22 protein-coding genes are annotated in these 23299 nt (G+C 75.5%); all 22 read left to right on the forward strand.

What is annotated here, in order from left to right; genetic code table 11:
• Window positions 1–414: 414 nt before the first annotated feature.
• The 22 genes from ACFVFS_RS34095 (at window position 415) to ACFVFS_RS34200 (ending at window position 23294) form a co-directional block, all read left to right on the forward strand.
• On the forward strand, window positions 415–684 hold the full coding sequence (locus ACFVFS_RS34095) for an acyl carrier protein (protein ID WP_380628754.1): 270 nt from the start codon (window positions 415–417) through the stop codon (window positions 682–684).
• 34 nt (window positions 685–718) lie between these two features.
• Window positions 719–2026 carry a beta-ketoacyl-[acyl-carrier-protein] synthase family protein gene (locus ACFVFS_RS34100; RefSeq protein WP_380628755.1) on the forward strand — a complete coding sequence of 436 codons (1308 nt, stop codon included), beginning with the start codon at window positions 719–721 and terminating at the stop codon, window positions 2024–2026.
• Window positions 2023–3201 carry a beta-ketoacyl synthase N-terminal-like domain-containing protein gene (locus tag ACFVFS_RS34105; RefSeq protein WP_380628756.1) on the forward strand — a complete coding sequence of 393 codons (1179 nt, stop codon included), beginning with the start codon at window positions 2023–2025 and terminating at the stop codon, window positions 3199–3201. The genes ACFVFS_RS34100 and ACFVFS_RS34105 overlap by 4 nt, the downstream gene beginning before the upstream one ends.
• A 12-nt stretch (window positions 3202–3213) precedes the next feature.
• Window positions 3214–4299, forward strand: a complete 1086-nt coding sequence (locus ACFVFS_RS34110) for a beta-ketoacyl synthase N-terminal-like domain-containing protein (protein WP_380628757.1) — start codon at window positions 3214–3216, stop codon at window positions 4297–4299.
• Window positions 4296–5201: an alpha/beta fold hydrolase gene (locus ACFVFS_RS34115; protein WP_380628758.1), complete on the forward strand. Its 906-nt coding sequence runs from the start codon at window positions 4296–4298 to the stop codon at window positions 5199–5201. The genes ACFVFS_RS34110 and ACFVFS_RS34115 overlap by 4 nt, the downstream gene beginning before the upstream one ends.
• The gene (locus tag ACFVFS_RS34120; RefSeq protein WP_380628759.1) at window positions 5198–6178 is read left to right on the forward strand and encodes a hypothetical protein; all 981 of its coding nucleotides are present in this window, start codon (window positions 5198–5200) and stop codon (window positions 6176–6178) included. Before ACFVFS_RS34115 ends, ACFVFS_RS34120 begins: the two co-directional genes overlap by 4 nt.
• Window positions 6175–7380, forward strand: coding sequence for a beta-ketoacyl synthase N-terminal-like domain-containing protein (locus ACFVFS_RS34125; RefSeq protein ID WP_380628760.1), 1206 nt, complete (start codon window positions 6175–6177; stop codon window positions 7378–7380). Before ACFVFS_RS34120 ends, ACFVFS_RS34125 begins: the two co-directional genes overlap by 4 nt.
• Window positions 7377–8462, forward strand: a complete 1086-nt coding sequence (locus ACFVFS_RS34130; protein ID WP_380628761.1) for a beta-ketoacyl synthase N-terminal-like domain-containing protein — start codon at window positions 7377–7379, stop codon at window positions 8460–8462. Before ACFVFS_RS34125 ends, ACFVFS_RS34130 begins: the two co-directional genes overlap by 4 nt.
• Window positions 8446–9261: an SDR family oxidoreductase gene (locus ACFVFS_RS34135; protein WP_380628762.1), complete on the forward strand. Its 816-nt coding sequence runs from the start codon at window positions 8446–8448 to the stop codon at window positions 9259–9261. Before ACFVFS_RS34130 ends, ACFVFS_RS34135 begins: the two co-directional genes overlap by 17 nt.
• Before the next feature lie 63 nt (window positions 9262–9324).
• The gene (locus ACFVFS_RS34140; protein ID WP_380628763.1) at window positions 9325–10443 is read left to right on the forward strand and encodes a beta-ketoacyl synthase N-terminal-like domain-containing protein; all 1119 of its coding nucleotides are present in this window, start codon (window positions 9325–9327) and stop codon (window positions 10441–10443) included.
• A 99-nt stretch (window positions 10444–10542) separates the two neighbouring features.
• Window positions 10543–10806 (forward strand): acyl carrier protein, encoded by a 264-nt coding sequence (locus tag ACFVFS_RS34145; protein WP_380628764.1) that lies wholly within the window; start codon window positions 10543–10545, stop codon window positions 10804–10806.
• Window positions 10803–11216, forward strand: a complete 414-nt coding sequence (locus ACFVFS_RS34150; protein ID WP_380628765.1) for a hypothetical protein — start codon at window positions 10803–10805, stop codon at window positions 11214–11216. The genes ACFVFS_RS34145 and ACFVFS_RS34150 overlap by 4 nt, the downstream gene beginning before the upstream one ends.
• Window positions 11213–11716, forward strand: coding sequence for a 3-hydroxyacyl-ACP dehydratase FabZ family protein (locus ACFVFS_RS34155; protein ID WP_380628766.1), 504 nt, complete (start codon window positions 11213–11215; stop codon window positions 11714–11716). The genes ACFVFS_RS34150 and ACFVFS_RS34155 overlap by 4 nt, the downstream gene beginning before the upstream one ends.
• Before the next feature lie 11 nt (window positions 11717–11727).
• Entirely contained in the window at window positions 11728–12486 is a 759-nt protein-coding gene (gene fabG / locus ACFVFS_RS34160; protein ID WP_380628767.1) for a 3-oxoacyl-[acyl-carrier-protein] reductase, read from the forward strand.
• Window positions 12483–13217 carry a 2-hydroxychromene-2-carboxylate isomerase gene (locus tag ACFVFS_RS34165; protein ID WP_380628768.1) on the forward strand — a complete coding sequence of 245 codons (735 nt, stop codon included), beginning with the start codon at window positions 12483–12485 and terminating at the stop codon, window positions 13215–13217. The genes fabG and ACFVFS_RS34165 overlap by 4 nt, the downstream gene beginning before the upstream one ends.
• 303 nt (window positions 13218–13520) lie before the next feature.
• Window positions 13521–17168: an AMP-binding protein gene (locus tag ACFVFS_RS34170; protein WP_380628769.1), complete on the forward strand. Its 3648-nt coding sequence runs from the start codon at window positions 13521–13523 to the stop codon at window positions 17166–17168.
• Window positions 17165–18988 carry an acyl-CoA dehydrogenase family protein gene (locus ACFVFS_RS34175; RefSeq protein WP_380628770.1) on the forward strand — a complete coding sequence of 608 codons (1824 nt, stop codon included), beginning with the start codon at window positions 17165–17167 and terminating at the stop codon, window positions 18986–18988. Before ACFVFS_RS34170 ends, ACFVFS_RS34175 begins: the two co-directional genes overlap by 4 nt.
• Window positions 18985–19290 (forward strand): acyl carrier protein, encoded by a 306-nt coding sequence (locus tag ACFVFS_RS34180; protein ID WP_380628771.1) that lies wholly within the window; start codon window positions 18985–18987, stop codon window positions 19288–19290. Before ACFVFS_RS34175 ends, ACFVFS_RS34180 begins: the two co-directional genes overlap by 4 nt.
• Before the next feature lie 171 nt (window positions 19291–19461).
• The gene (sbnA, locus tag ACFVFS_RS34185; RefSeq protein WP_380628772.1) at window positions 19462–20445 is read left to right on the forward strand and encodes a 2,3-diaminopropionate biosynthesis protein SbnA; all 984 of its coding nucleotides are present in this window, start codon (window positions 19462–19464) and stop codon (window positions 20443–20445) included.
• Window positions 20446–20451: 6 nt separating this feature from the next.
• Window positions 20452–21804, forward strand: coding sequence for a condensation domain-containing protein (locus tag ACFVFS_RS34190; RefSeq protein WP_380628773.1), 1353 nt, complete (start codon window positions 20452–20454; stop codon window positions 21802–21804).
• A 174-nt stretch (window positions 21805–21978) separates the two neighbouring features.
• Window positions 21979–22977, forward strand: coding sequence for a 2,3-diaminopropionate biosynthesis protein SbnB (gene sbnB / locus ACFVFS_RS34195; RefSeq protein WP_380628774.1), 999 nt, complete (start codon window positions 21979–21981; stop codon window positions 22975–22977).
• 98 nt (window positions 22978–23075) lie between these two features.
• Complete coding sequence (locus tag ACFVFS_RS34200; protein WP_380628775.1) at window positions 23076–23294, forward strand: MbtH family protein; 219 nt, start codon at window positions 23076–23078, stop codon at window positions 23292–23294.
• Window positions 23295–23299: the final 5 nt, after the last annotated feature.

The raw sequence follows: 23299 nt of genomic DNA on the forward strand, positions 1-23299 counted from the left end.
CTTCCTGTCATTCGTTTTGTTGTTTTTGTGGTTGGGGAGGTTTTTTTTGTTTCCTCCACTGGTCGCTGTAGGGCGCCCCGCCCCAGTACCGCCCCCACGCCCCTTCCCCTGCCCCGCCCCCACCTCCGCACCACCCCCACTCCCCCCGACGCCGAGCAAACGAATATGTAGACCGGTCCACAGATTCACCCACCCCACACCACCCACCGCGCACAGGAAGTCGACCCACCCGACTTCCCGCTCCGCCGCCGGGTGACTCGGCTGGTCGGGCCGGGTGGCGGGACCGCGTGCCGCGCCCCGGGACCGGGCGGCCGGGTCCGACCGTATAGGCCGCGTATAGCGGCCGATTCCACCCTCGACTCACCACACGGGCGGAGTCACCGGACTCCGACACCGATCCGGACGGGAGTCGAGATGACCAACACGAGTCTGCCGAACGACCTTGACGCTGCCCGCAAGCAGGAGATCAAGGATCTCGTCTGCGACATCCTCGAAATCGACGAGGACGAGGTCACCGAGACCAGCCTCTTCAAGGAGGAGCACGACGCCGACTCGCTGCGCGCGATCGAGATCCTCGCCGCCCTGGAGCGGACCCAGAAGGTGACGATCGACCAGAGCGAGCTCAGCCGCATGGTCAACCTTCAGGGCGTCTACGCGGTGGTGGCCGAGGCCGCGCAGAGCTGATCCGTCGTCCCGACCGCCAGATGGGTGAGCTTCGATGAACGCTTCGAGCAGCACGCGAGATCACGGCGGGCCCCGGCGCCCGCACCCCGGGGCCGCCGGCCGCCGGGTCGTCATCACCGGGCTCGGTCTGGTCACCAGCATCGGCATCGGTGTCGAGGCCTTCACCGCCGGGCTCCGTGAGGGACGCAGCGGCGTCAAGCCGATCACCGCGTTCGACACGACCGGATTCGCCCACGCCAACGGCTGCGAGGTCACCGACTTCGCGCCGGAGCGGTGGATCACCCGGCAGGACCCCGAGGAACTGGGCCGGGCGAGCCAGTTCTCGGTCGCCGCCGCCCGGATGGCGGTCGCGGACGCCGGTCTGACCGTGGCGGACGTGCGCTCCCGCCGCTCCCTGGTGTCCGTGGGCACCACGGACGGCGAGTCCCGCGACCTCGACCAGCTCGTCGCCGCGAGCCTGGACGGCGGCCCCGGCGCGTACGACCCGGCCGTCGCCCGGCGCTTCCCGGCCGGGCGGCTGTCGGCCGGGATCGTGCGCGAGCTGGAGCTGGAGGACGTGGAGGCCGTGACGATCCCGACCGCGTGCGCGGCCGGCAACTACGCGGTCGGCTACGGCTACGACGCCCTGCGCAGCGGTGATGTCGACATCGCCCTGTGCGGTGGCGCCGACGCCGCGTGCCGCAAGACATTCACCGGCTTCTACCGCCTCGGCACCATCGCCCCCGAGGTGTGCCGGCCCTTCGACAAGGACCGCGAGGGGATCCTCACCGGCGAGGGGGCGGGCATCCTCCTGATGGAGAGCCTCGACACCGCGCTCGCCCGCGGAGCCCGCATCTACGCCGAGGTGCTCGGGTACGGGCTCGCCTGCGACGCCCTGCACCCGGTGGCCCCGGACCGGGACAGCATCGCGCGGACCATCCGGATCGCCCACCGCAACGCCGGGGTGACGCCGGACCAGATCGACTTCGTCTCCGCGCACGGCACCGGCACCAGGGCCAACGACATCACGGAGGCGGGCGCGATCCGCCAGGTGTTCGGCGAGGGGTCCGTGCCCCGCACGGTCTCCATCAAGTCGATGATCGGCCACAGCATGGGGGCGGCCAGCGCCGTCGCCGCGGCGGCCTGCGCACTGGCGATCACCGAGGGGTTCATCCCGCCGACCATCAACCACCGCGAGACCGACCCGGAGTGCGGCGTCGACTGCGTTCCCAACCGGGCCGTCGAGGCGGAACTGGACGTGGTGCAGAACAACGCGCTCGCGTTCGGCGGCAACAACGCGGTGCTGATCCTCGGGGCGTACCGGGACGAGCGGCGTCCGGAGCCCGCGGGGAGCCCGGCATGAGCTGGATCGTGACCGGGATGGGCGGCGTCGCCAGCATCGGTGCCGACGTCGAGGAGATCTTCGCGTCGCTGGTCGCCGGCCGCAGCGGGCTCGCACCGCTGCGCGGCTACGACCGGGGGAAGTTCCGCGCCCAGGTGGCGTACGAGATCGACGACCGCCCGGCCCCGGGTGTGGACGTACCGCTCCGGGCCACCCGCTGGCTCGAACAGGCGGTGGCGCAGGCCGCGGCCGACGCCGGGCTCGGCGACGACCTGTCGGAGGTCCCGGTCCTGGTGGGCACCACCCTGCGCGAGCTGCGCTCGGTGGAGCTCTCGTGGCGGGACGGGATCCCGTTCGACGCGGCGGACCTGCACTTCGGGACCATGCTGCGGCGCCGGTTCGGCGCCGTGGACACCCACACCGTCGCCAACGCCTGCTCGGCGTCGCTGTACACCCTGGCGATGGCCGCCGACCTGCTCGACCTGGGCGCGGCGGACACCGTCGTCGTGGCCGGGGTCGACACCATCACCGAGAGCACCTACGGCCTGCTCGACCGCTGCTACCCCGAGGCCCCCGACCGCGTCCGCCCCTTCGACCGGGAGCGGCGCGGCATGCTCCAGGGCGAGGGCGCGGTGGCGGTGGTGCTGCGCCGGGAGGCGGACGGCCCCGGCCCGGCCTCCCGGGTGCACGCCAGGGTGCGGGGGGTCGCCGTCAACTGCGACGCCCACCACCCGTCGGCACCGGACGCGGACAGCATCACCGCCGCCGTCCGGGAGGCGCACCGCCGGGCCGGGGTGCGGCCCGCGGACATCGACCTCGTGATGCTGCACGGCACCGGCACGCCGCTGAACGACGAGGCCGAGTCCAGCGCCCTCGGCACGGTCTTCGCGGACCTGTCCCCGTCGCCCTACATGACGGCGATCAAGTCGATGACCGGGCACACCGCGGGCGCCTCCGGGCTGCACAGCCTGGTCGCGGCGGTCGACGTGCTGCGCACCGGCACCGTCCCGCCGACGGTGTACCTCGACACCCCAGTGGACGCCGTGGCCGGCTTCCGCCTGGTGCGCGACGGCGCCGTGCACGCGCAGGAGCCGCTGCGGCTCGCCCAGATCGACTCGTTCGGGTTCGGCGGCCTCAACGCGGTCGCGGTCGTCGAGCGCGTCGACGACCTGATCCCGGTACCCGATGCGTCCTGAGGGAGGAGGCCAGTGAGGACCCCACACACGGTGGACACCGTGATCACCGGGCTCGGCACCGCGATACGCGGGCTGACCGGGCCGCAGGACCTGCTCGGGCCGCTGCCCGCCGGTCACCACGACGCGGCCGACCCCGTCTCCCGGCTCACGGGGCGCGGGCTGCGCTACAAGGACCGCGCGACCAAGCTCGCCATGGTCGCGGCCGCGGACGCGCTGCGCGCTGCCGGGCTCACCGACCCCGCCGGGGACCTCACGGTGCCCGGCGGGAGCGTGGGCGTCGTGGTCAGCACGAACTACGGCAACGCCGACACGGTCTGCGAGACCGTCCGGACCATCGCCGACTCCAGCTACCTGGCGACCAGTCCGATGATGCTGCCCGCCACCTCCAGCAACGTCGTGGCCTCCTGGGTGGCGATCACGCACGGGCTGCGCGGCGCCAACCTGACGCTGTGCAACGGGCCGACCTCCGGCCTGGACGCCGTCAACTGGGCCCGGCTGCTGATCGCGGCCGGCCGGGTCGAACAGGTCCTGGTCCTGGGCGTCGAGCCGGACAACGCCGCCGTGCGGCACGTCACGGGCACACCCGCGCGGCAGGTCGGGGAGGAACCGCCCGCGGTGCCCGAACTGTTCGACGGGGCGGTCGCGCTGGTCCTGGAGCCGGCCGCGACGGCCGCTGCCCGGGGCGCCCGGCAGCTGGCCGCCGTCGGCCCCTACGCCCGCCGCGGCGACCACGCCGGGGCGGTCGCCGCGGTGCGGTCCCGGCACCCCGGGGCCGTCGGCCTGTGGTGCGTGCCGGAGCACCCGGAGGGGGTGACGGCTCCCGCGGCGGGGCTGGGCACCAGGGCGGGCGGCGCGCCCGTCCACGACCTGTCCGCCCTGCACGGCTCCGCCTCGGGCGCGCTCGGCGTCCTGCAGTGCGCGGCCGCCGCCGTCTGGCTGGACGGCCGGGCCGGCGGGCGCCCCGACGGCGCCGAGGCGGTGCTCGCCAGCGCGGGCACCGGCGACGCGGGCTGGGACGACGCCGGTGCGGCGCTGCTGCTGACCGGCCCGGTCCCGGCGGCCGCACCGGGTGCGCGGCCCCCGGACGGCACCCGGTGAACCGGACGGCGGGTCCGCCGCCGTCGGACGCGCGAACGGCCGCCGCGCGGCTGCGCCGGCCGGCCCGGGACGGCTCCCCGCCCGTGCGGGTGCTGGTGCTGCACGGGCTGGCCGGATCCGCCTCGGTCTGGCGCCCGTACGGGGAACTCGCCCCGGACGGCGTCGAGATCTGGGACGGCGTCCTGCCCTGGGGGGCCGAGGGCGACCCCGAGTGGAGCGTGCACGGCGATCCGGCGGACCACGTCGAACGGGCGCTCGACGCGGTGCCCGGCGGGGCCGACGCGGTCATCGTGCACTCCTTCACCGCGGGCCCCTGCCTGGAGGTGCTGGCGCGGCGGGCACCCGGCCGCGCGCCGCGGGCCGCCGTGGTCGTGGCACCGTTCCACCGGCGCGCTCCCGAGGACTTCACCTGGGACGACGCCCTGTACTACCTGAGCGGCTTCCACCGCATCCTCGACGAGGGGCTGCGGATCAGCGCGGGCGACCGCGTCACGCCCTCGCTGCGCGCCGCCATGGCGATGCGGGTGCGGGACCGGGTCGGCCCCTACGGCTGGCAGCAGTTCTTCGGGGCGTACCTGCGCAGCCCCGGGCTCGACGTCGCCGCGCTGCGCCTGCCGGTGCTCGTGGTGGCCGGCGCGGACGACTTCGCCGCCCCGCCCGACGACGCCCGCGCGCTGGCCGGGGCCCTGCCCGACGGCCGGTTCGAACTCTTCGAGGACTGCGGCCACTTCGCCATGGCGGAGCAGCCGCAGCGGTTCGCCGCCGCCGTGCACACCCTCTTCACCGAGGCCTTCCCCGGCCTCCTGACGGGCGGCCCGGCCACCGCCGGACCGCCGCCCGCAGCCCCACCCGCTCTTCGCCCTGTACCGCAACTCCACTTCTACGCACCGGAGTCGACGTGACCACCCACACCGCTGACAGCGACATCGAGGCCGCGGTCCTCGCTCTGCGGGAGCCCAGCTCCCTGGAGATCCGCCCCCGCTACGAGGGCTCCAACATCTGCACCTGGATCGGGTTCAAGCATGTCAACTACCTGGTCGAGGAAGCCGTCCTGAACCACCTCCGACAGGCCGGCGTCGCGCCGGGCGGGATCTACGAGCGGTACGGCCTGTGCACGGACATCGTGGACATCGACACCCGGATCCTGCACGCCTTCCACATCGACGACACGGCCGTCGCCGAGGTCCGGCCGCACCGCCGGGCCAAGGACGGCGAGCTGCTGTTCGCCGTCACCCTGCACGTGCGGCGCGAGAGCCTGCTCAAGGCCGTGACCGCCACCGTCCGCGTCCAGCTGCGCCTCGACCCGCGCGGCGGCGGCGAGCTGCCGCTGCCGGCCGCGCTCGCGCCGTTCGCGGTCGACCGGCTCGCCGCGACGCCCGGCTGGACCCCGGAGCCCGTCACCGCCGATCTGACCGCGCACGACGCGCTCGAACAGCTGACGGCCGGACGCAACGCCTACGCGTGGAAGTTCCGCATCCCCTACTGGTACTGCCACTTCACCGAGCGCCAGCAGATGTCCGGCTACCTCCGGCTGATGGAGGAGGCCAAGGACCGGCTGGTCGCCGACCGCGGGGTGTCCATCAAGACCCTGCTGGACGAGCAGAACTGGATCCCGGTGGTGCCGCACTCGCGCATCACCGTCCTCGACGAGGCCCGCATGGAGGAGGACATGTACGTCGTCCTCACCGTCGAGAGCGTCTTCAAGGGCTTCACCTACGACTCGCGCGTGGACACCTACGTGGTGCGCGACGGGAAGCCGGTGCAGACCTCGACCGGCCGGATCACCCACGGCTACGCGGTGATCGAGAACCGCCGCGACTGGTCCCTGGTCGCCTTCGACGACCGCATGAACGCCGCCCTGGAGGGCCGGACGGCATGAACCGCGAGGTCGAGGTCGTGGTCACCGGGGTCGGCGCCGTCACCTGCCACGGTGCCGGTGCCGACACCCTGTGGCGGGCCATGACGGCGGCCGGCACCCGCCTGCCCGACCGGCCGGCGGACCCGTTCGCCGGGATGGACCTGCCGCTCATCAGCCTGGTGCCCGACCCCGACCTGGCGGCCGACCGGGCGACCCGGTTCGCGTCGCTCGCCGCCGCCGAGGCGCTGGCCGACGCGGGACTGGACGCGGCGGCCCTCGCCTCGGCCCGCACGGCCGTGGTGCTGGGCAGCTGCATGGGCGAACCCGGCGCCAACGAGCGCGGCCGGGGGGACGACGGCGCCTGGACGCCGCCGTTCCGCCTGGCCGGCGCGCTGGCCGCCGAGCTCGGCCTGTTCGGAGCCGTCCACGACGTCGGGAACGCCTGTGCGGCCGGGGCGTACGCGCTCGGCATCGCGGCGGACCTGGTGCGCGCCGGCCTGGCGGACGTGGTGATCGCGGGCGGCTCCGACGCGTACTCGCGGGTGGCGCTCGGCTGCTTCAACCGGCTCGGCGCCGTCGACCCCGAGCGCTGCCGGCCCTTCGCGGACGCCCGCGCCGGCACGGTGTTCGGCGAGGGCGCCGGCATCCTCGTCGTGGAGTCCGCGGCACACGCCCGGGCCCGGGGCGGAGCGGCGGCCGGCGCCGGACCCGACGCGCTCCGGCTGTCCGCGGTCGCCTGGAGCTGCGACGCGGACCATCCGACGGCGCCGCGGGCCGACGGCGAGCAGATCGTCCGGGCGATGCGCGAGGCCGTGGGCGGCACGGCCGGGGACATCGGCTGCGTGGTGCCGCACGGCACCGGCACCCGGCTCAACGACGTACTGGAGAGCCGGGCCCTGCACGAGGTCCTCGGGGCGCGGGCCGCGCAGGTGCCGCTGTACAGCCTCAAGGCGCTCCTCGGCCACACCGGCGGGGCCTCCGCCGCGCTGGCCGCCGTGGCCGCGGCGCTGATCCTGCGCCGCGGCACGGTGCCGCCGAACGTGCCGGTCGAGGAGCAGGACCCGCAGTGCGCGGTGTCGCTGCCGCAGGACGGGCCGGTGCCGCTGCCCACCGGGGCGCGACGGGTGCTGGTCAACGCCTACGGGTTCGGCGGGAACAACGCCTCGCTCGTGCTGGCGGGGAGCGCTCGGGCGGCGGAGCGGAAGGAGGGAGTGCCGGTATGACCGATGTGTCCGCGGACGACCTCGTCGTCACCGGGGCGGGTGTGGTCACGCCGTGGGGCGACGTGCCGGAGGTGGCCGCGGTGGCGGGCGGGGAGCCCGCGACCGGGGCCGGCGGGTGGTTCGACCACCGGGAGCGGCTCGGGCCGCGCGGCTACAAGTACCTGCCGCCGGCCGCCCGGTACGCCATCGCCGCCGCGCGCGGCGCGCTCGCCGACGGGGGCCGGCCGCACGCCGTCCCGGCCGAGCGGCGCGGGCTGCTGCTCGCCACCAACGCCGGACTCGCCGACCTCTTCGACACCATGGACGCCACGGTCGCCGGGCCGGGTGCGGCGGGCATCTCCCCCTCGTCGGCCCCGTACTTCGCGGTCAACGTCCTCGGCAACCGGCTGGCCCTCGAACTCGGCCTCAACGGCTTCGCGCTGACCGTCGCCACGGCCCGGACGGCGGCCTTGGACGCGCTGTCCGTCGCGGCCCTGGTGCTGGCGTCCGGCCGCGCCGACACCCTGGTGCTCGCGGCGACCGAGGAGCCCCTCCCGGACGGCCGGGGCGGCGGGGGCGAGCAGGGCGCCGCGGTGCTCACGCTGGAGACGCCGGCCGGGGCGCGGGCCCGCGGCTCGGCGGTCCGCGCCACCGTGCGGGCCCGCTCCCTGTTCCTCCCGCCCGCCGCCCTGGCCGACCCGGCGGGGCGGACCCGTGCCGCCCGCGCCCTGGCCGCGGCGCTGGCGGAGCTCGCCGTTCCGGAGGACCCCGCCGCGGTCCACCTCGACCTGGACGGCTCCCCGGTCGCCGCGGCGGTCGCGGCCGCCGTCGCCGCCCACCGCCCGGCCCCGCCCCGGGACTCCGCCCCGCCCGGCCGCCCGGCGGTGGATCCGGCGCCGCGGGCCGGGTGCCTGGGCCCCGCCCTGGCCGTGGCCCACGCCGCCACCGCGCGGGACGGGGGCAGCCGGCTGGTCGTCTGCGCGACCGGCGCCGGGCAGGTGGCGCTGGTGCGCGCCTCCCCCGTGACCGCGCCGTCCGTCCCTCCCGCACCCGTCCAACCGCCCCACCGCACACAGGAGTCGGAGCATGCTGAAGTCGCTTGAGGGGAGCTGGTGCCTGGTCCTCGGGGTGTCCAGCGGGATCGGGCGGGCCATCGCCCTGGGACTCGCCGAGGAGGGGGTCCACGTCGCCGGCGTGCACTTCGACACGGCCTCGCGCGCCGGGGAGGTCGAGGAACTCGTCGCACAGATCCGGGGCAAGGGCGTCGAGGCGCACTTCTTCAACGCCAACGCCTCCTCCCGGGCCACCCGGCAGGAGCTGGTCCCCCGGCTGGCGGAGCTGACCGGCAGCACCGGCGGCGTCCGCATCCTGGTCCACTCGCTCGCCTTCGGCAGCCTGGTGCCGTTCCTGCCGCGCGCCGGCTGGGACAAGCAGCTCACCGCCCGCCAGCTGGAGATGACCCTCGACGTCATGGCGCACAGCCTCGTCTACTGGACGCAGGACCTGCTCGCGGCGGGCCTGCTGCGCGACGGCTCGAAGGTCTACGCGATGACGAGCGCCGGCACCTCGCAGGCACTGCCCAGCTACGGCGCGGTCTCGGCGGCCAAGTCCGCCCTGGAGACCCATGTCCGCCAGCTGGCCTGCGAACTGGCCCCCCGGGGCGTCGCCGTGAACGCCCTGCGGGCCGGCACCACCGTCACCCCCGCCCTGCAACGCATCCCGGAGCACGCCGGCTACGTCGAGCGGGCCGCCGAGAACAACCCGCACGGCCGGCTGACCCGGCCCGAGGACGTCGCGGACGCCGTCGCGCTGCTGTCGCGCACCGGGTCCTCCTGGCTGACCGGCAACACCATCGGCGTCGACGGCGCGGAACTGCACGCCGCCGCGGGCGCCTGGGGCTGACCCGCCACACCCCCCACGACCCGCCACGACCCCCACGACCTTCACCGACAGGAGCAGACAGCGATGAGTGTCAGTCTTGCCACCGGGGCGGACCCGGACACCCTGGTCGTATCCGGCTGGTCGGCCGCCTCGCCGTACGGGCTCGGCGCCGAGGCCTTCGCCGAGGGCGTGCGGGAGGGCCGGGACGGCGTGCGCGCCGCGGACCCGGCCGTCGGCCCCGGCCCCTACGAACGGGCCGGCCGCGTCCCGGACTTCGACGCCAGGGCGGTCCTGGGCCGCAAGGGCACCCGGTCGATGGACCGGGCCACCGCGCTCGCCGTGGCCACCGCCGGGATGCTCCTGGAGCGGGCCGGCGGCGGGCTGGCCCAGGACGACCCGGAGGCCGTCGGCATGGTGCTCGGCACCGGGCACGGCAGCGTGCAGAGCATCATGGACTTCACCCGGGACTCCCTGACCGGCGAGAAGCCCTTCCACGTCGACCCGGCCCTGTTCCCCAACACCGTGATGAACCGGGCGGCCGGCCAGAGCGCGATCTGGCACACCCTGCGCGGTCCCAACACCACGGTCGCGGGCGGCGCCCCGACCGGCCTGCTCGCCCTCAACTACGCGGCCCGGCTGCTGCGCCGGGGCCACTGCGAGGCGGTCCTGTGCGGCGCCGTCGAGGAGTTCTCCACCGAGCGGTCCTGGCTGGAGTACCGGGCCCGCACCGCGGGACCCCACCAGCAGCCCACCGGGCCGCTCGGCGAGGGCTGCGCGCTCTTCCTGCTGGAGCCGCTCGACCGGGCCCGCGCCCACGGCCGCCCCGTCCTCGCCACCCTGCTCGGCAGCCGCTTCGCCGCCTTCCACACCCCGGAGCGCGCCCGCCACGCGGTCGTGCGCACCGTCACCGAGGCGCTCAAGGAGGCCGACGTCCGGCCCGACGAGGTCGCCCTGCTGGTGCCCTCCGACTGCGGCGGCCCGCTCGGCGGCCGTGAGGACGCGGCGCTCGCCGAGGTCTTCGGCGAGCACCGGCCGCCCCGGCTGCGCCTGCGCCACCTGATCGGCGACCTGGGCGCCGCCTCCGCCTCCCTCCAGCTGGCGGCCGCGGTCGCCACCGGGGAGCCGGACCGCCCCGTGCTCGTCACCTCGGTCGACCCCGACGGCCAGACCGGGGCGGTCGTCCTGCGCACCGGTCCGCGCTGAGGCGGCGTCCGCGCTCCGCTCCACCCGCTCCCTTCGTCCGCCCTCCGCTCCACCCGCACCCTTCGTACGCCCACCCCATCCGGAAGGACCCGTGTACCCATGTCCGACACCACCGCCCCCGTGCTCGACAAGGAACAGCTGCGTGACCTGGTGGCCGAGGTCCTCGACCTGGACGCCTCCGAGGTCACCGACGAGGCCCACTTCACGGAGGACCTGGACGTCGACTCGCTGATGGCGCTGGAGATCACCGTGCGCCTGGAGAACGAGTACGGCGTGAAGCTCGCCGAGACCGAGCTGACCTCGATCACCTCCCTGCAGGGCACCTACGACCTGCTCGACCGCAAGCTGCGGGAGGCCCGGTGAGCGCCGCCTCGCCGCTGGGCGACCTGGAGCTGATCCGCACCGGGCCGACGGGGGCGCTCAGCGCCTTCGACGCCCCGGAGGACGGCCCGGTGATGGCCGGGCACTATCCCGGGTTCCCGGTGCTGCCGGGGGTGTTCCTCATCGAGGCCGCCCACCGCACGGTCCGCCGGTGGGCCGAGGACAACGCCGCCGGGGCGTCCGGCGAACTGGAGCTGGTCGCCATGGACCGGTGCCGCTTCCACCGGCCCGTCTTCCCGGGCGACCGGGTGCTGGCCGACGTCACGGTCGCCGGCGGCCCGACCGAACTGCTGTGCAAGGCGGCCGTCGCCACCGACCGGGGCAAGGTCGCCGACATCCGGCTGCGCTACCGGGTCGGGCGCGACGGGGACCAGGAAGGGAGCACCTCGTGACGGGGTACGGCGTCGACCGCATCAAGAACACCATTCCGCACCGCGGGGAGATCCTCCTGGTCGACCGCGTCACGCGGGTGACCCCGGGCGAGAGCCTGACCGCGCTCAAGGCGGTCTCCGGCAACGAGCCCTGCTACGCCTCCCTCGGCCAGGACGCCGCGCCCGCCGACTACGCCTACCCCACCTCCCTGGTGATCGAGTCCTGGGCCCAGTCCGCGGTGCTGCTGTCCGTGTGGGAGAACCCCAACCCGGACGTGCTGGCCGGGAAGGTGGAACTGGCCGGCGCCATCAACGAGGTGGCCTTCGGCGTGCGCGTCCACCCCGGGGACGTCCTGGAGCACCGGGTGCGCCTGGTGAAGTCCGTCGACGAGACGGCGGTCCTCGCGGGCGAGACCTACGCCGCCGGCCGCGAGGTGCTGCGCGTCGGCTCCTTCGTGGTGGCGCTGCGCGATGTTTCGGAACTGCTGCCGGCGCCCGAGAGCGCCCGGCCGAAGACATGAGGAGCGACGTGATGTCCGCAGCGGACGACACCCCCGGCGACAAGGTCGCCCTGGTCACCGGAGGGTCCCGCGGCATCGGCCGCGCGGTCGTCGAACGGCTGGCCCGCGACGGCTACGACATCGGCTTCTGCTACCGCTCCGACGCCCGGGCCGCCGCCGAGGCGGAGAAGCAGGTGCTCGACCTGGGCCGCCGGGTGCTCTCCCGCCGGGTGGACGTCACCGACCGCGCCCAGGTGCGGGACTTCGTCGCCGCGGCCGAGGCGGAGCTGGGCCCGGCCTCGGCCGCGGTCACCTCGGCCGGCATCACCCGGGACAGCCCGCTGGTGCTGATGCCGGACGAGGACTGGGACGCGGTGGTGCGCACCAACCTGGACGGCACCTACAACCTGTGCCGTGCGGTGGCCTTCCCGATGATCAAGCGGGGCGGCGGTGCCGTCGTCACGCTCTCCTCGGTGGCCGGCGTCGCGGGCAACGCGGGCCAGACCAACTACTCGGCGTCCAAGGCCGGGATCATCGGCTTCACCCGGTCGCTGGCGAAGGAGGGCGGCCGGCACGGCATCCGGGCCAACACGGTGGCCCCCGGCTTCATCGACACCGACATGACCTCGGCGCTGCCGCCGAAGGTGTCCGCGGAGATGCTGCGCCGGATCCCGCTGAAGCGGTTCGGCCGGCCGGAGGACGTCGCCGCGCTGGTCTCCTTCCTGGTCTCGCCGGACGCGGCGTACGTCACGGGCCAGGTCTTCCAGGTCGACGGCGGGATCGCGCTGTGAGCGGACGGACGGGCGGGGGCCGCCGCACCCGGCGGCCCCCGCGCTTCTACTTCTCGCTGCGCAGCCCCTACTCCTGGCTCGCCTACCAGGACCTGACGACACACCACCGGAGCGTGGCGGCCACCCTGGAGTGGGTGCCGTTCTTCGAGCCGGACGAGCTGAGCCGCACCCTGCTGGCGGAGGCCGGCGGGGCCTTCCCCTACACCCCGATGAGCCCGGAGAAGCACCGCTACATCCTCCAGGACGTGCGGCGCCTGGCCGCCGAGCGGGGACTGGCCCTGAGCTGGCCCGTGGACCGCGAGCCGGTCTGGGAGGTGCCGCACCTCGGCTATCTGGCCGCGGCCCGGCACGGCAGGGGCGCCGAGTACATCGCGCTCGCCGCCCGGGCCCGCTGGGAACTGGGGCAGGACATCTGCGACCGGTCGGTGATCGGCGGCTTCGGCGTCCACCTCGGCCTCGACGGCGAGGAGTTGGCGTCGGCGTCGGACGACCCCGGGCTGCGCGCCGAGGGCGTGCGGGTGCTGCTGGAGATCCAGCGCGACGGCGTCTTCGGGGTGCCGTTCTTCGTGGACCACTACGACAAGTACTGGGGCGTCGACCGGCTGCCCGCCTTCGTGTCGGCCCTCGCCGGGCGCTCCCCCGGCCCCGCGGAACCGCCGGGCGGTCCGCGACCCGCGCCCGACGGGCACGGGCGGACCGTCGACGACGGCCATGCGGGCGGCTGCGGCTGAGCCGCCCGCATGGCCGGCCGGGACCGGACCGCCCGCACCGGGCCCCTGCCCCTGCCCCGGCCCGGCCCCGCGGCACCGGCGGCCGCGGTACGCCGCCGCCCCGCGGGCGCCGTACCGCGGCCGCGTTCCGTTCGCCCGCGCCGCCCGCGCGGCCGCCACTCGCCGACCGCCGTTCCGACCGATCCCCCTCGCGATGCCCGGTGGGCCGCATATAGCTGGCGCATAGCGGGCGCCGGTTGAGTGGGAGCCATACCGCTGCTGTGCGACCGCGGCCCAACCGGCCGCAGAGGGTGAGTCGTTGGGGTGACCGACTTCGAGAGCTTCGTCGGCGTGCTGCGCCGCAGGGCCGCCGACCGGCCCGCTCGCAGCGCCGTCCGGTTCAGCACCGGGCCGGCCGAGGAGGACCTGACCTACGCGGAACTGGACCGGGCCGCGCGGTCCGTGGCGCAGTGGCTGCGCGGGCGGGTGGCCCCCGGCGACCGGGTGCTGGTGTCCTGCGGTCCCGGCACCGGCTTCGTCCGGGCCTTCCTCGGCTGCCTCTACGCGGGCGCCGTGCCCGTCCCGGTGCCCCTGCCCGGCGGCTTCGGGCGCCAGGAGGCCAGGACGACGGCGATCGCCGCGGACACCGGGGCCCGGCTGGTGCTCACCGACGCGGCGGGCCTGGCCGCGGTGGAGCGCTGGCTGGAGGGCGAGCCGGGCGCGCTCGCCGGCCTGGCGGCCGCCGCGGTGGAGTCCGCCGAACACGCCGGGGACGCCGCGGCCTGGACCGAACACGCCGTCGGCCCGGACGAGTTGTGCTTCCTGCAGTACACCTCCGGATCGACCGGCGATCCGAAGGGCGTGATGGTCCCGCACGGCGCCCTGGTGCACAACCTGCGACTGATGCGCGACAGCCACGGCTGGCACGGCGACATGACCTGGTGCAGCTGGCTGCCCGCCTACCACGACATGGGCCTGATCGCGATGATGCTGGCCCCGCTCCACCTGGGCGGGACCGCGGTCCTGATGTCGGCGACCGAGTTCCTCAAGCGGCCGGCCTCCTGGCTGCGGCTCATCGACCGGCACCGGGCCGACATCAGCTGCGCACCGAACTTCGCCTACGACCTGTGCGCGCGCCGCCTCACCGAGGAGCAGACCGCCGGGCTGGACCTGTCCCACTGGCGCTACGCCTGCAACGGCGCCGAGCCCGTCGACGCCGCGACCCTCGCCCGCTTCGCGGAGCGGTTCGCCGGCGCCGGCTTCTCGGCGGACTCCCTGCTGCCCGGCTACGGCCTCGCCGAGTCCACGCTCTACGTCTCCGGCACGCCCGCGGCCGAGCCGCCGACGGTGCTGCGCGCGGACCCGGAGGCGCTGGCCGCCGGCCTGGTGACGGAGGCGGCGGGCCGCGCCGGCGGGGCGGCCCGGGCCGCGGAGCTGGTGAGCAGCGGGGTCGTGCGCGGACTCGACGTCCGCGTCGTGGACCCCGGCACCGGCGCGGCGCTGTCCGACGGCCGGATCGGCGAGATCTGGATCCGCGGCGACAGCGTGGCGCTCGGCTACTGGAACCGGCCGGAGGAGACCGGGCGGACGTTCCGCGCGGTCACGGCCGACGGCGCGGGCCCGTTCCTGCGCACCGGGGACCTCGGGGCGCTGCGCGACGGCCACCTGTACGTGACCGGCCGGCTGAAGGAAATGATCATCGTGCACGGCCGGAACCTGTATCCGCACGACATCGAGCGCGAACTGCGCGACCTCGAACCGGCCTTCGCCGACCTGCCCGCCGCGGTGTTCGGCTCCCGCCCCGGCGGCTCCGTCGGGGAGGAGGTCGTCGCCGTCCAGGAGGTCCACAGCCGCGGGATCCCCGCCGGGACCCTCGCCGCCCTGGCCCGCACCGCCCGGGCCCGGCTGGCCCGGCGCCTGGGCGTGCGGGTGGGGGGCGTGGTCCTCGTCAGGACCGGGCGCATCCAGCGGACCACCAGCGGCAAGATCCGCCGCACGCTGATGCGCACCCTCTTCGAGAGCGGCGAACTCGCCGTACTGGCCGAGGAGTTGTCCCCCGAGCTGCACTCCGCCTTCCGCACCCCCGCCGACCGGAACGACGACCGGGACGACAGGGACGACAGGGACGACCGGGACACGGGAGCCCTGCGGGTGCCGGCCGCCGCCGCGGACGGGGCGTGGGACCCGATCGCGCTCGGCCGGGAGCTGGAGGTACGGCTCGGGGATCCGGCGGACGGGCGGTCGGCGTTCTCCTACCGCGGCAGCGCGCGGACCGACCGGGCGGAGGAGTTCCCGGCGGACGTCTGCCGGGAACTGGACGCCCTGGGGCTGCCCCGGTGGTTCGCCCCGGCCCGCCTCGGCGGCGAGCTGCGCAGCGCCGAGGAGCTGTCCCAGCTCATCCGGATCCTGGCCCGACGGGACTTCACCGTCGCGCTCGGCCACGCCAAGACCTACCTCGGCGCCGTGTCGGTCTGGCTGGCCGGGCGCCCGGACCAGGCCGGGGAGCTCGCCCGCCGGGTCGGCGAGGGGGCCGTCGTCTCCCTCGCCCTCACCGAGCGGGCCCACGGCAGCGACCTGCTCGCCGGCGAGCTCCGCGCCGAGCGCACCGCGGACGGGTGGCGGCTGGACGGCGAGAAGTGGCTGATCAACAACGCCGGACGGGCCGACCTGGTGACCGTCCTGGCCCGCACCAGGCCCGAGGGCGGCAGCCGCGGCTTCAGCCTGCTGCTCGTCGACAAGGCGCGGCTGGCCCCCGGCACCTGGCGCCCCCTTCCGCGCGTGCGCACCCACGGCGTGCGCGGCGCCGACATCAGCGGCATCGCCTTCGACGGCGCCGAGCTCCCCGCCGACGCGCTGGTCGGCGCCGAGGGGGCGGGCCTGGAGATCGTCCTCAAGGGCTTCCAGATCACCCGCACCCTGTGCTCGGCGATGTCCCTCGGCATGGCCGACCACGCCCTGCGCATCGCCACCGGCTTCGCCCGCACCCACCGGCTCTACGGCCGCCGCCTGGCCGACCTGCCGCACTCCGCGCGGACGCTGGCCGAGGCCTACGCCGACCTGCTGGCCATGGAGGCCGCGAGCCTCGTCGCGACCCGCTCCGCGCACACGCTGACCGAGGAGCTGAGCGCGGTCTCCGCGGTGGTGAAGTACCTCGTGCCCACCCTCGGCGACGAGGTGATCGGCGCGCTGCGCGGACTGCTCGGCGCCCGCGCGATGCTGGTCGAGGACTTCGCCGACGGCGCCTTCCAGAAGCTGGAGCGCGACCACCGGATCGTGGGCATCTTCGACGGCAGCACGGCCGTCAACCTCAACTCGCTGATCAACCAGTTCCCGGTGCTCGCCCGCGGCTACCGCAAGGGCCTCGCCGACCGGGACGGGGTCGTGTCCGCCGCCCGCCTCGACGGTCCGCCGCCGGAGCTGGACCACGACCGGCTCACGCTGTACGCCCGCTCGGGCGTGAGCGTCGTGCAGTCGCTGCCGGAGGCGGTGCGCCGGGTCAAGGAGCTGGCCCCGCCCGCCGTGGCCGAGCGGGCCGAGCGGCTGCTCGTGCTCGCGGACGAGGTGCACGGGGAGCTCGCCGCCCACCGGCACAGCGCCCGGGCCGTCCCGGAGGCGGCGTTCGCCTCCGCCGGCCGGTACGCCCTGGTGTACGCCGGCGCCGCTGCCCTCCACCTCTGGCTGGAGAACCGGGGCGGCGCGGTCGCCGACGGCCCGCTGTGGCGCGACGCGGCCTGGCTGGACGCCGTCCTCGCCCGTCTGCTGGTCCGCTCGACCGGCACACCCGACCTGGACGACGCCGACGGGCCGGCCCTGGACGCCCTGCTGCCCGCGCTGCACGCCCAGCACGAGCGGGGGCTGCTGTTCTCGCTGCTGCACTGCCCGCTGGCCGGCGCCGCCGCCGACACCGACGACACCGGCGGCACGGCCGGCGACCCGCCGGCCCCCACCTCCTCCCCCAAGGACGCGCCATGACGGACCTGTCGACCACGAGCGCCACCGGGCTCCGCGCGGACGGCACCCGGCCCGACGCCGCCCTGGAGCGCCTCGACCGCCTGGAGGGCCTGCTCGGCGACCCGCACGACCCCGCCAACCCGCTCGGCCTGGCGGCCGTCCTCGACGCCGACGAGCGCGGCGAGCTGTCCGCGGACGGCGAGGACGCGCTGGCCGCCTACGGGCTGGGCGCCGAGTTCGTGCCGGCCGCGCTCGGCGGCCGCTTCGAGCGCTCCGACCGGTTCGCGCTGCTGATGCGGTCGGTCTTCCGCCGGGACTGCGCCCTGGGCATCGGGCACGGCGTCACCAGCTTCATCGCGGGGCTGCCGATCTGGTCGGACGGCACCGCCGAGCAGCGGCAGCGGTCCGCCGACCTGCTGCTCGCGGGCGGCCGGATCGTCGCCGCCTACACCGAGCTCGACCACGGCAGCGACTTCACCCGGATCTCGCTCGCCGCGCGGCCCGCGGCCGACGGTGGCTACCTCCTCGACGGCGGCAAGCAGCTGGTCAACAACATCGGCCGGGCCGAGGCCGCCGTGCTCTTCGCCCGCACCGGCGAACGGCCCGGCAGCCGCGGCCACTCGCACCTGCTGGTCGACCTCGACGCCCTGCCCGCGGGGCGGCTCGAACGCGGCGCCCGCTATCCCACCTCCGGGGTCCGCGGCTGCCTGCTGGGGGGTGCGCGCTTCGACTCCTGCCCCGTCCCGGCCGACACCCTGCTCGGCGAGGAGGGCGGCGCCATGGAGACCGTGCTGAAGGTCTTCCAGGTGACCCGCTGCGTGCTGCCCGGCATGGTCGTCGGCGTCGGCGACAGCCAGCTGCGCACGGTCCTCGCCTTCGCCGGGGAGCGCCGGCTGTACGGCGGCCCGGTGAGCGCGCTGCCGCTGCCCCGCTCGGTGCTCACCGACGCCTTCGCGGACCTCCTGGTCTGCGACGCGCTGTCCATGGTCGCCGCGCGTACCCTGCACCTGCGGCCCGCCGAGGCGAGCGTGCGCGCGGCGGCGGTGAAGTACCTCGTGCCCAGGCTGCTCCAGGAGAGCTCCTACCGGCTCGGCGTGGTGCTGGGCGCCCGCGGCTACCTGCGCGAAGGGCCGTTCGCGGCGTTCCAGAAGACGGCCCGCGACCTGCCCGTGGTGGCGCTGGCGCACGCCAGCGGCGCGGTGTGCCTGGCGAACATCGTCCCGCAGCTGCCCCGGCTCGCCGAGCGCTCCTGGCGGCCCGCGCTGGACGCCGGCACCGCCGGGCCCGAGGACGGGGATGCGCTGTTCCGGCTGCACGACCCGCTGCCGCCGCTCGACCTCGACCGGCTGGAGCTGACCACGCGCGGGGCCGACGGCCTCGCCGCCCTGCTCCCGCGGTTCGCCCGGGAGCTGGCCGACCAGGCTGCCGACCGCCCGGAACTGGCAGAACTCGCCTCCCTGGCATCAGAGTTCAGTGACGCCCTGGCCGACCTGGCACGCCGCGCCGGCGCCCTGCCGCCGCTGGAGCGGACCCCGGTCGCCGGGCGTCGCTCCTTCCTGCTGGCCGAGCGCTACACGCTGCTGCTCGCGGCCGCGGCCTGTCTGGGCGTCTGGCGGGCGGCGCCGCGCTCCGACGGCTTCCTCGCCGACCCGCTGTGGGTCACCGCGGCGCTGCACCGGCTCGCCGGGCGGCTCGGTCCGCGCCGCGGACCGCTGCCCCCGGCCGCCGCCGGGGCGCTCTTCGACGAGCTGTCCACCCGTCACCACGACGACCGCACCTTCGACCTGTTCCGCACCCGGCTCGCCCCGCGGGCCCGACCCGTCACGGGAGTTGCCCCATGACCGAAGCCTCCGCCACCGCCACCGCGGCCGACACCGCCCCGACCGCCCCGGACTCCGACACCTCGCCGCAGGCCATCCGCGGCTGGCTCGTCGACCGGGTCGCCTACTACCTCGACGTCACGCCGGCCGAGGTCGACGCGGACGCCGAACTCGCCGAGCTGGGCCTGGACTCCGTCTACGCCCTGACCCTGTGCGGCGACGTCGAGGACCGCTTCGGCCTCGTCGTCGAGCCCACCATGGCCTGGGACCACCCGACCATCAACGCGATCACCGCCCACCTCGTCGACGAGCTGCCCGGCTAGACCGGCCGTCGGACCAGACCGGCCACCCGTCCGCCGGACGGACTGGCGCCGCACTGGGCCGGGGCCGGCCTCCCCGCCCGGGGAGAAGGCCCCGGCCCGTTCTCCGCGCCCCGCGACACGGCGGACGCGCGCCGCAACCGTACCCACCTCTCCGGGAAGGGGCGAACAGCCATGCCCGAGAACACGTTCCCCGGCATCCTGTCCACCGTGGGGAACACCCCACTCGTCGCATTCGAGAGGCTGCTGCCGGACCTGGGCTCCCGTGTGTTCGGGAAGATCGAGAGATTCAATCCGGGGGGCAGCGTCAAGGACCGTTCCGCGCTCGGGATGATGCTCGCGGCCATCCGCAGCGGCGCGGTGGAGCCGGGCCGATCGGTGGTCGTCGAGTCCAGCTCCGGCAACCTCGCCGTCGGACTCGCCCAGATCTGCCGGTACTTCGGACTGCGCTTCATCTGCGTGGTCGACGGCAAGACCACCGGCCAGAACCTCTCCATCCTCAAGGCCTACGGCGCCGAGGTGGAGGTGGTCACCGAACGCGACCGGGTCACCGGCGAGTTCCTGCCGGTCCGGCTGCGCCGGGTGCGCGAGCTGGTCGACCGGACACCCGGCGCGTACTGGCCCAACCAGTACGCCAGCCCGCTCAACCCCAAGGCCCACGAGACGACCATGCGGGAGATCGAGGAGGCCCTGGACGGCAAGGTCGACTTCCTCTTCTGCTCGGTCAGCACCTTCGGCACCCTTCGCGGCTGCCGGGACCACATCAGGGCGCGCGGCCTGGACACCACCATCGTCGCCGTCGACGCGATGGGCAGCGCGATCTTCGGCCTGGAGCCCACCCAGCGCCTGATCCCGGGGCACGGCGCCTCCGTGGTGCCGCCACTGATGGACACGACGGCCGCCGACGAGGTGGTGCACGTCTCCGACCTGGAGTGCGTCACCGCCTGCCGCCGGCTGGTCGCCCGGGAGGCCGTCCTCGCCGGCGGCTCCTCCGGTGCCACCGTGGCGGCGCTGTGGAAGGTCAAGCACCTCATCCCCGAGGGCTCGAACTGCGTCCTCGTCCTCCCCGACGGCGGCGACCGCTACCTCGACACCATCTACTCCGACACCTGGGTGAACGACAACTTCGGCGACGTCTCGCACCTGTGGAAGGGCTGACGACCGATGCTCATGTCCACCGGCCAGGAAGCACTCTGGCTCGCCCACCGGATCGACCCGGACAGCTCCGCGTACAACGTCATCCTCGCCGTGCGGCTGCGCGACCGCGTCGACACCGGGGTCCTGCAACGGGCGCTGACCGCGCTCGTCGAACGGCACGAACTGCTGCGCTCCCGCTTCCCCGCCACCGACGAGGGCCCGGTCCGGCTGCCGACGGCACCCGGATCGGTGCGGCTCGACGTGCGGGAGGTGCCGGGCGCCGGCGACGAGGAGCTGTTCCGGCTCGCCCGGCGGGCGAGCGAGGAGCCGTTCCGCATCATGGAGTCGGGGGCGTTCCGCGCGGTGCTGCTGCGCCGGGCGCCCGACGACTCGGTGCTGGTCACCGCGACCCACCACCTGGTCAGCGACGCCACCTCGCAGTGGCTGCTGGTCCGCGACCTGTTCGCCGAGTACGGCGCCCGCACGGGGCGGGGCTCAGCCGTCGCACCGCCCGGCGCGATCACGTCCTGGGACGAGCAGGTGCGCGGCGAGCGGGAGTTCGTCGCCTCGCCGCGCGGACGGCGGGCCGCCGCGTACTGGCAGGAGGTGTGCGCCGGGGTCCGGGCGGCGGAACTGCCCACCGACCGGCCGCGGCAGGCCCAGCCCACCCTCCGCGGCGCCACCCACGAGGTGCGGCCGGACCCGGCGACGGCACAGCGGCTGCGGTCCGCGGCCGCGGGCCGGGGCCTCACCCCGTTCGCGTGGCTGCTCGGCACCTTCCAGGCCGCGCTGCACCGTTCCGGCGCCGGCGACGGCTTCCTCGTCGGCTGCCCGGCCACCACCCGGTTCACCCCCGGCACCCGGGAGGCGGTCGGCTACTACGTCAACACCCTGCCGATCCTCGGGCGGTTCACCCCCGCGACGACGCTGCTGGAGGCCGTCGAGTCGGCGCAGCGGCACCTGCGCACCGGGATGGCGCACGCCCGCCATCCCGTGGAGCTGCTGGACGCCGGGTCCTCGCGCGGGCCGCTGTTCCGGATCTCCTGCACCCTGGTGGCCGCGGACCGGCTGCCGGTGCCCGGGCTCTACGAGGGGGCGGTGCGGCTCGGCGGGCTGCGGGCCGAGCTGTGCGACGTGCCCCAGCAGGAGGGGCAGCTCGACCTCGCCGTCGAGGTGCTCCAGGGCGCCGACGACTTCCGGCTGATGCTGCGCTACAACACGGACCTGTTCGACGCGGCCACCGTCGAGCGGTTCGGGGACACCTGGCACCGCCTGCTCGACGCCTCCCTCGACGCGCCCGGCACGCCGGTGGGCGACGTTGCGCTGGTCGCCCGGGACGATCTGGCCTTCCTGCTCGCGCTCGGCTCCGGGACGGCCTGAGCGCCTCCGGGAGCGGCCCGCACCACCCGGCCGCAGGTCGGCGGCCGTATAGGGCGCATATAGCGCCGGAGCCCACCATCGCTGCATCACCACAGGCCCGGCGCCACCGGATCCGGCCTGTCGCGCCCGCACCGCCGGCCCTGGTCCTCGCCCGTTCCGTAGAGAGGGAACCCCATGCTGATCCTCCGGCGCACCGACGTGGCGGATGTGCTGTCCGGCCGGGAGAAGGAGGTCATCGACCTCGTCGCCGAGACCTACCGGCTGCACGACGCCGGGCAGACGTCCCTGCCGCACTCGACGTTCCTGCGCTTCCCCGAGGAGCACCACCGCGCCGACCGGATCATCGGCCTGCCGGCCTACCGCGGCGGCGAGCGGCCGGCGGCCGGGATGAAGTGGATCGCCTCCTTCCCGGGCAACGTCGGCGCCGGCACCGAGCGTGCGAGTGCCGCCATCGTGCTCAACTCCGTGGAGCACGGCCGCCCGGTCGCGTTCGTCGAGGGCGCGGTGATCTCGGCCAAGCGCACCGCCGCCAGCGCCGCGCTCGCCGCCGCGGAACTCACCGCCGGGCGGCCCCCGGCCGGCGTGCTGCTGATCGGCTGCGGCGTGATCAACCTGGAGATCCTGCGCTTCCTGGCCGCCGCCCTGCCCGGGCTGCGCGAGGCCGCCCTCTACGACACCGACCCGGCCCGCGCCGAGGCGTTCGCGGACCGCTGCGCCGAGGCCGCGCCCGGGGTGAAGGCCCGCCCGGTGACCGACCTCGCGGCGGCCCTCGGCGAGCACCGGCTGGTGTCGCTGGCCACCACCGCCGCCGCTCCGCACCTGGACCTGGCCGCCTGCGGCCCGGACACCACCGTGCTGCACGTCTCACTGCGCGACCTGACGGTCGACACGATCCTCGGCGCGGTCAACGTGGTCGACGACACCGACCACGTCTGCCGCGAGCGCACCTCCCTCGACCTGGCCCAACAGGCCACCGGGAACCGGGACTTCGTCACCGCCGAGATCGGCGCGCTGCTGCGCGGCACCACGCTCCTGCGGCGCGTCCCGGAACGGCCCGTCGTCTACTCCCCGTTCGGCCTCGGCGTGCTGGACATCGCACTGGCCGAGTACGTGCGCGAGGAGGCCGAACGGCGCGGGCTCGGAGTCCGCGTCGAGGACTTCCTGCCGGTCTGAGTCCCGCACCGGCGGGGCGGCCCCTCGGCGCGGCCGTCCGCCTCCGGGCACTCCTGCCCGACCCCACCCCATCCACCCGCACCTCCGGAGGAACCACCATGACCACCGAGCAGACCGAAGGCCCCCGCCAGCGCGTGGTGCTGAACGACGAGGAGCAGTACTCGCTGTGGCCCGCCGGGCGGGAGCTCCCCGCCGGCTGGCACGCCGAGGGCACCGAGGGCACCCGCGAGGAGTGCCTCGCCCGGATCGCCGAGGTGTGGACCGACATGCGGCCGCTGAGCCTGCGCCGCCGCATGGACGAGTCCGTCGCGGGCTGAGTCCG

The organism is Kitasatospora sp. NPDC057692 (assembly GCF_042799475.1).
Lineage (GTDB): Bacteria > Actinomycetota > Actinomycetes > Streptomycetales > Streptomycetaceae > Kitasatospora.

Excerpts from the sequence above, each read along its gene's own strand:
- ACFVFS_RS34100 (WP_380628755.1), top strand. The coding sequence starts at position 719 with ATGAACGCTTCGAGCAGCACGCGAGATCACGGCGGGCCCCGGCGCCCG.
- ACFVFS_RS34130 (WP_380628761.1), top strand. The coding sequence starts at position 7,377 with ATGACCGATGTGTCCGCGGACGACCTCGTCGTCACCGGGGCGGGTGTG.
- ACFVFS_RS34180 (WP_380628771.1), top strand. The coding sequence starts at position 18,985 with ATGACCGAAGCCTCCGCCACCGCCACCGCGGCCGACACCGCCCCGACC.
- ACFVFS_RS34175 (WP_380628770.1), top strand. The coding sequence starts at position 17,165 with ATGACGGACCTGTCGACCACGAGCGCCACCGGGCTCCGCGCGGACGGC.
- ACFVFS_RS34105 (WP_380628756.1), top strand. The coding sequence starts at position 2,023 with ATGAGCTGGATCGTGACCGGGATGGGCGGCGTCGCCAGCATCGGTGCC.
- ACFVFS_RS34135 (WP_380628762.1), top strand. The coding sequence starts at position 8,446 with ATGCTGAAGTCGCTTGAGGGGAGCTGGTGCCTGGTCCTCGGGGTGTCC.
- ACFVFS_RS34200 (WP_380628775.1), top strand. The coding sequence starts at position 23,076 with ATGACCACCGAGCAGACCGAAGGCCCCCGCCAGCGCGTGGTGCTGAAC.
- ACFVFS_RS34125 (WP_380628760.1), top strand. The coding sequence starts at position 6,175 with ATGAACCGCGAGGTCGAGGTCGTGGTCACCGGGGTCGGCGCCGTCACC.
- sbnA (WP_380628772.1), top strand. The coding sequence starts at position 19,462 with ATGCCCGAGAACACGTTCCCCGGCATCCTGTCCACCGTGGGGAACACC.
- sbnB (WP_380628774.1), top strand. The coding sequence starts at position 21,979 with ATGCTGATCCTCCGGCGCACCGACGTGGCGGATGTGCTGTCCGGCCGG.
- ACFVFS_RS34145 (WP_380628764.1), top strand. The coding sequence starts at position 10,543 with ATGTCCGACACCACCGCCCCCGTGCTCGACAAGGAACAGCTGCGTGAC.
- ACFVFS_RS34140 (WP_380628763.1), top strand. The coding sequence starts at position 9,325 with ATGAGTGTCAGTCTTGCCACCGGGGCGGACCCGGACACCCTGGTCGTA.
- ACFVFS_RS34190 (WP_380628773.1), top strand. The coding sequence starts at position 20,452 with ATGCTCATGTCCACCGGCCAGGAAGCACTCTGGCTCGCCCACCGGATC.
- fabG (WP_380628767.1), top strand. The coding sequence starts at position 11,728 with ATGTCCGCAGCGGACGACACCCCCGGCGACAAGGTCGCCCTGGTCACC.
- ACFVFS_RS34095 (WP_380628754.1), top strand. The coding sequence starts at position 415 with ATGACCAACACGAGTCTGCCGAACGACCTTGACGCTGCCCGCAAGCAG.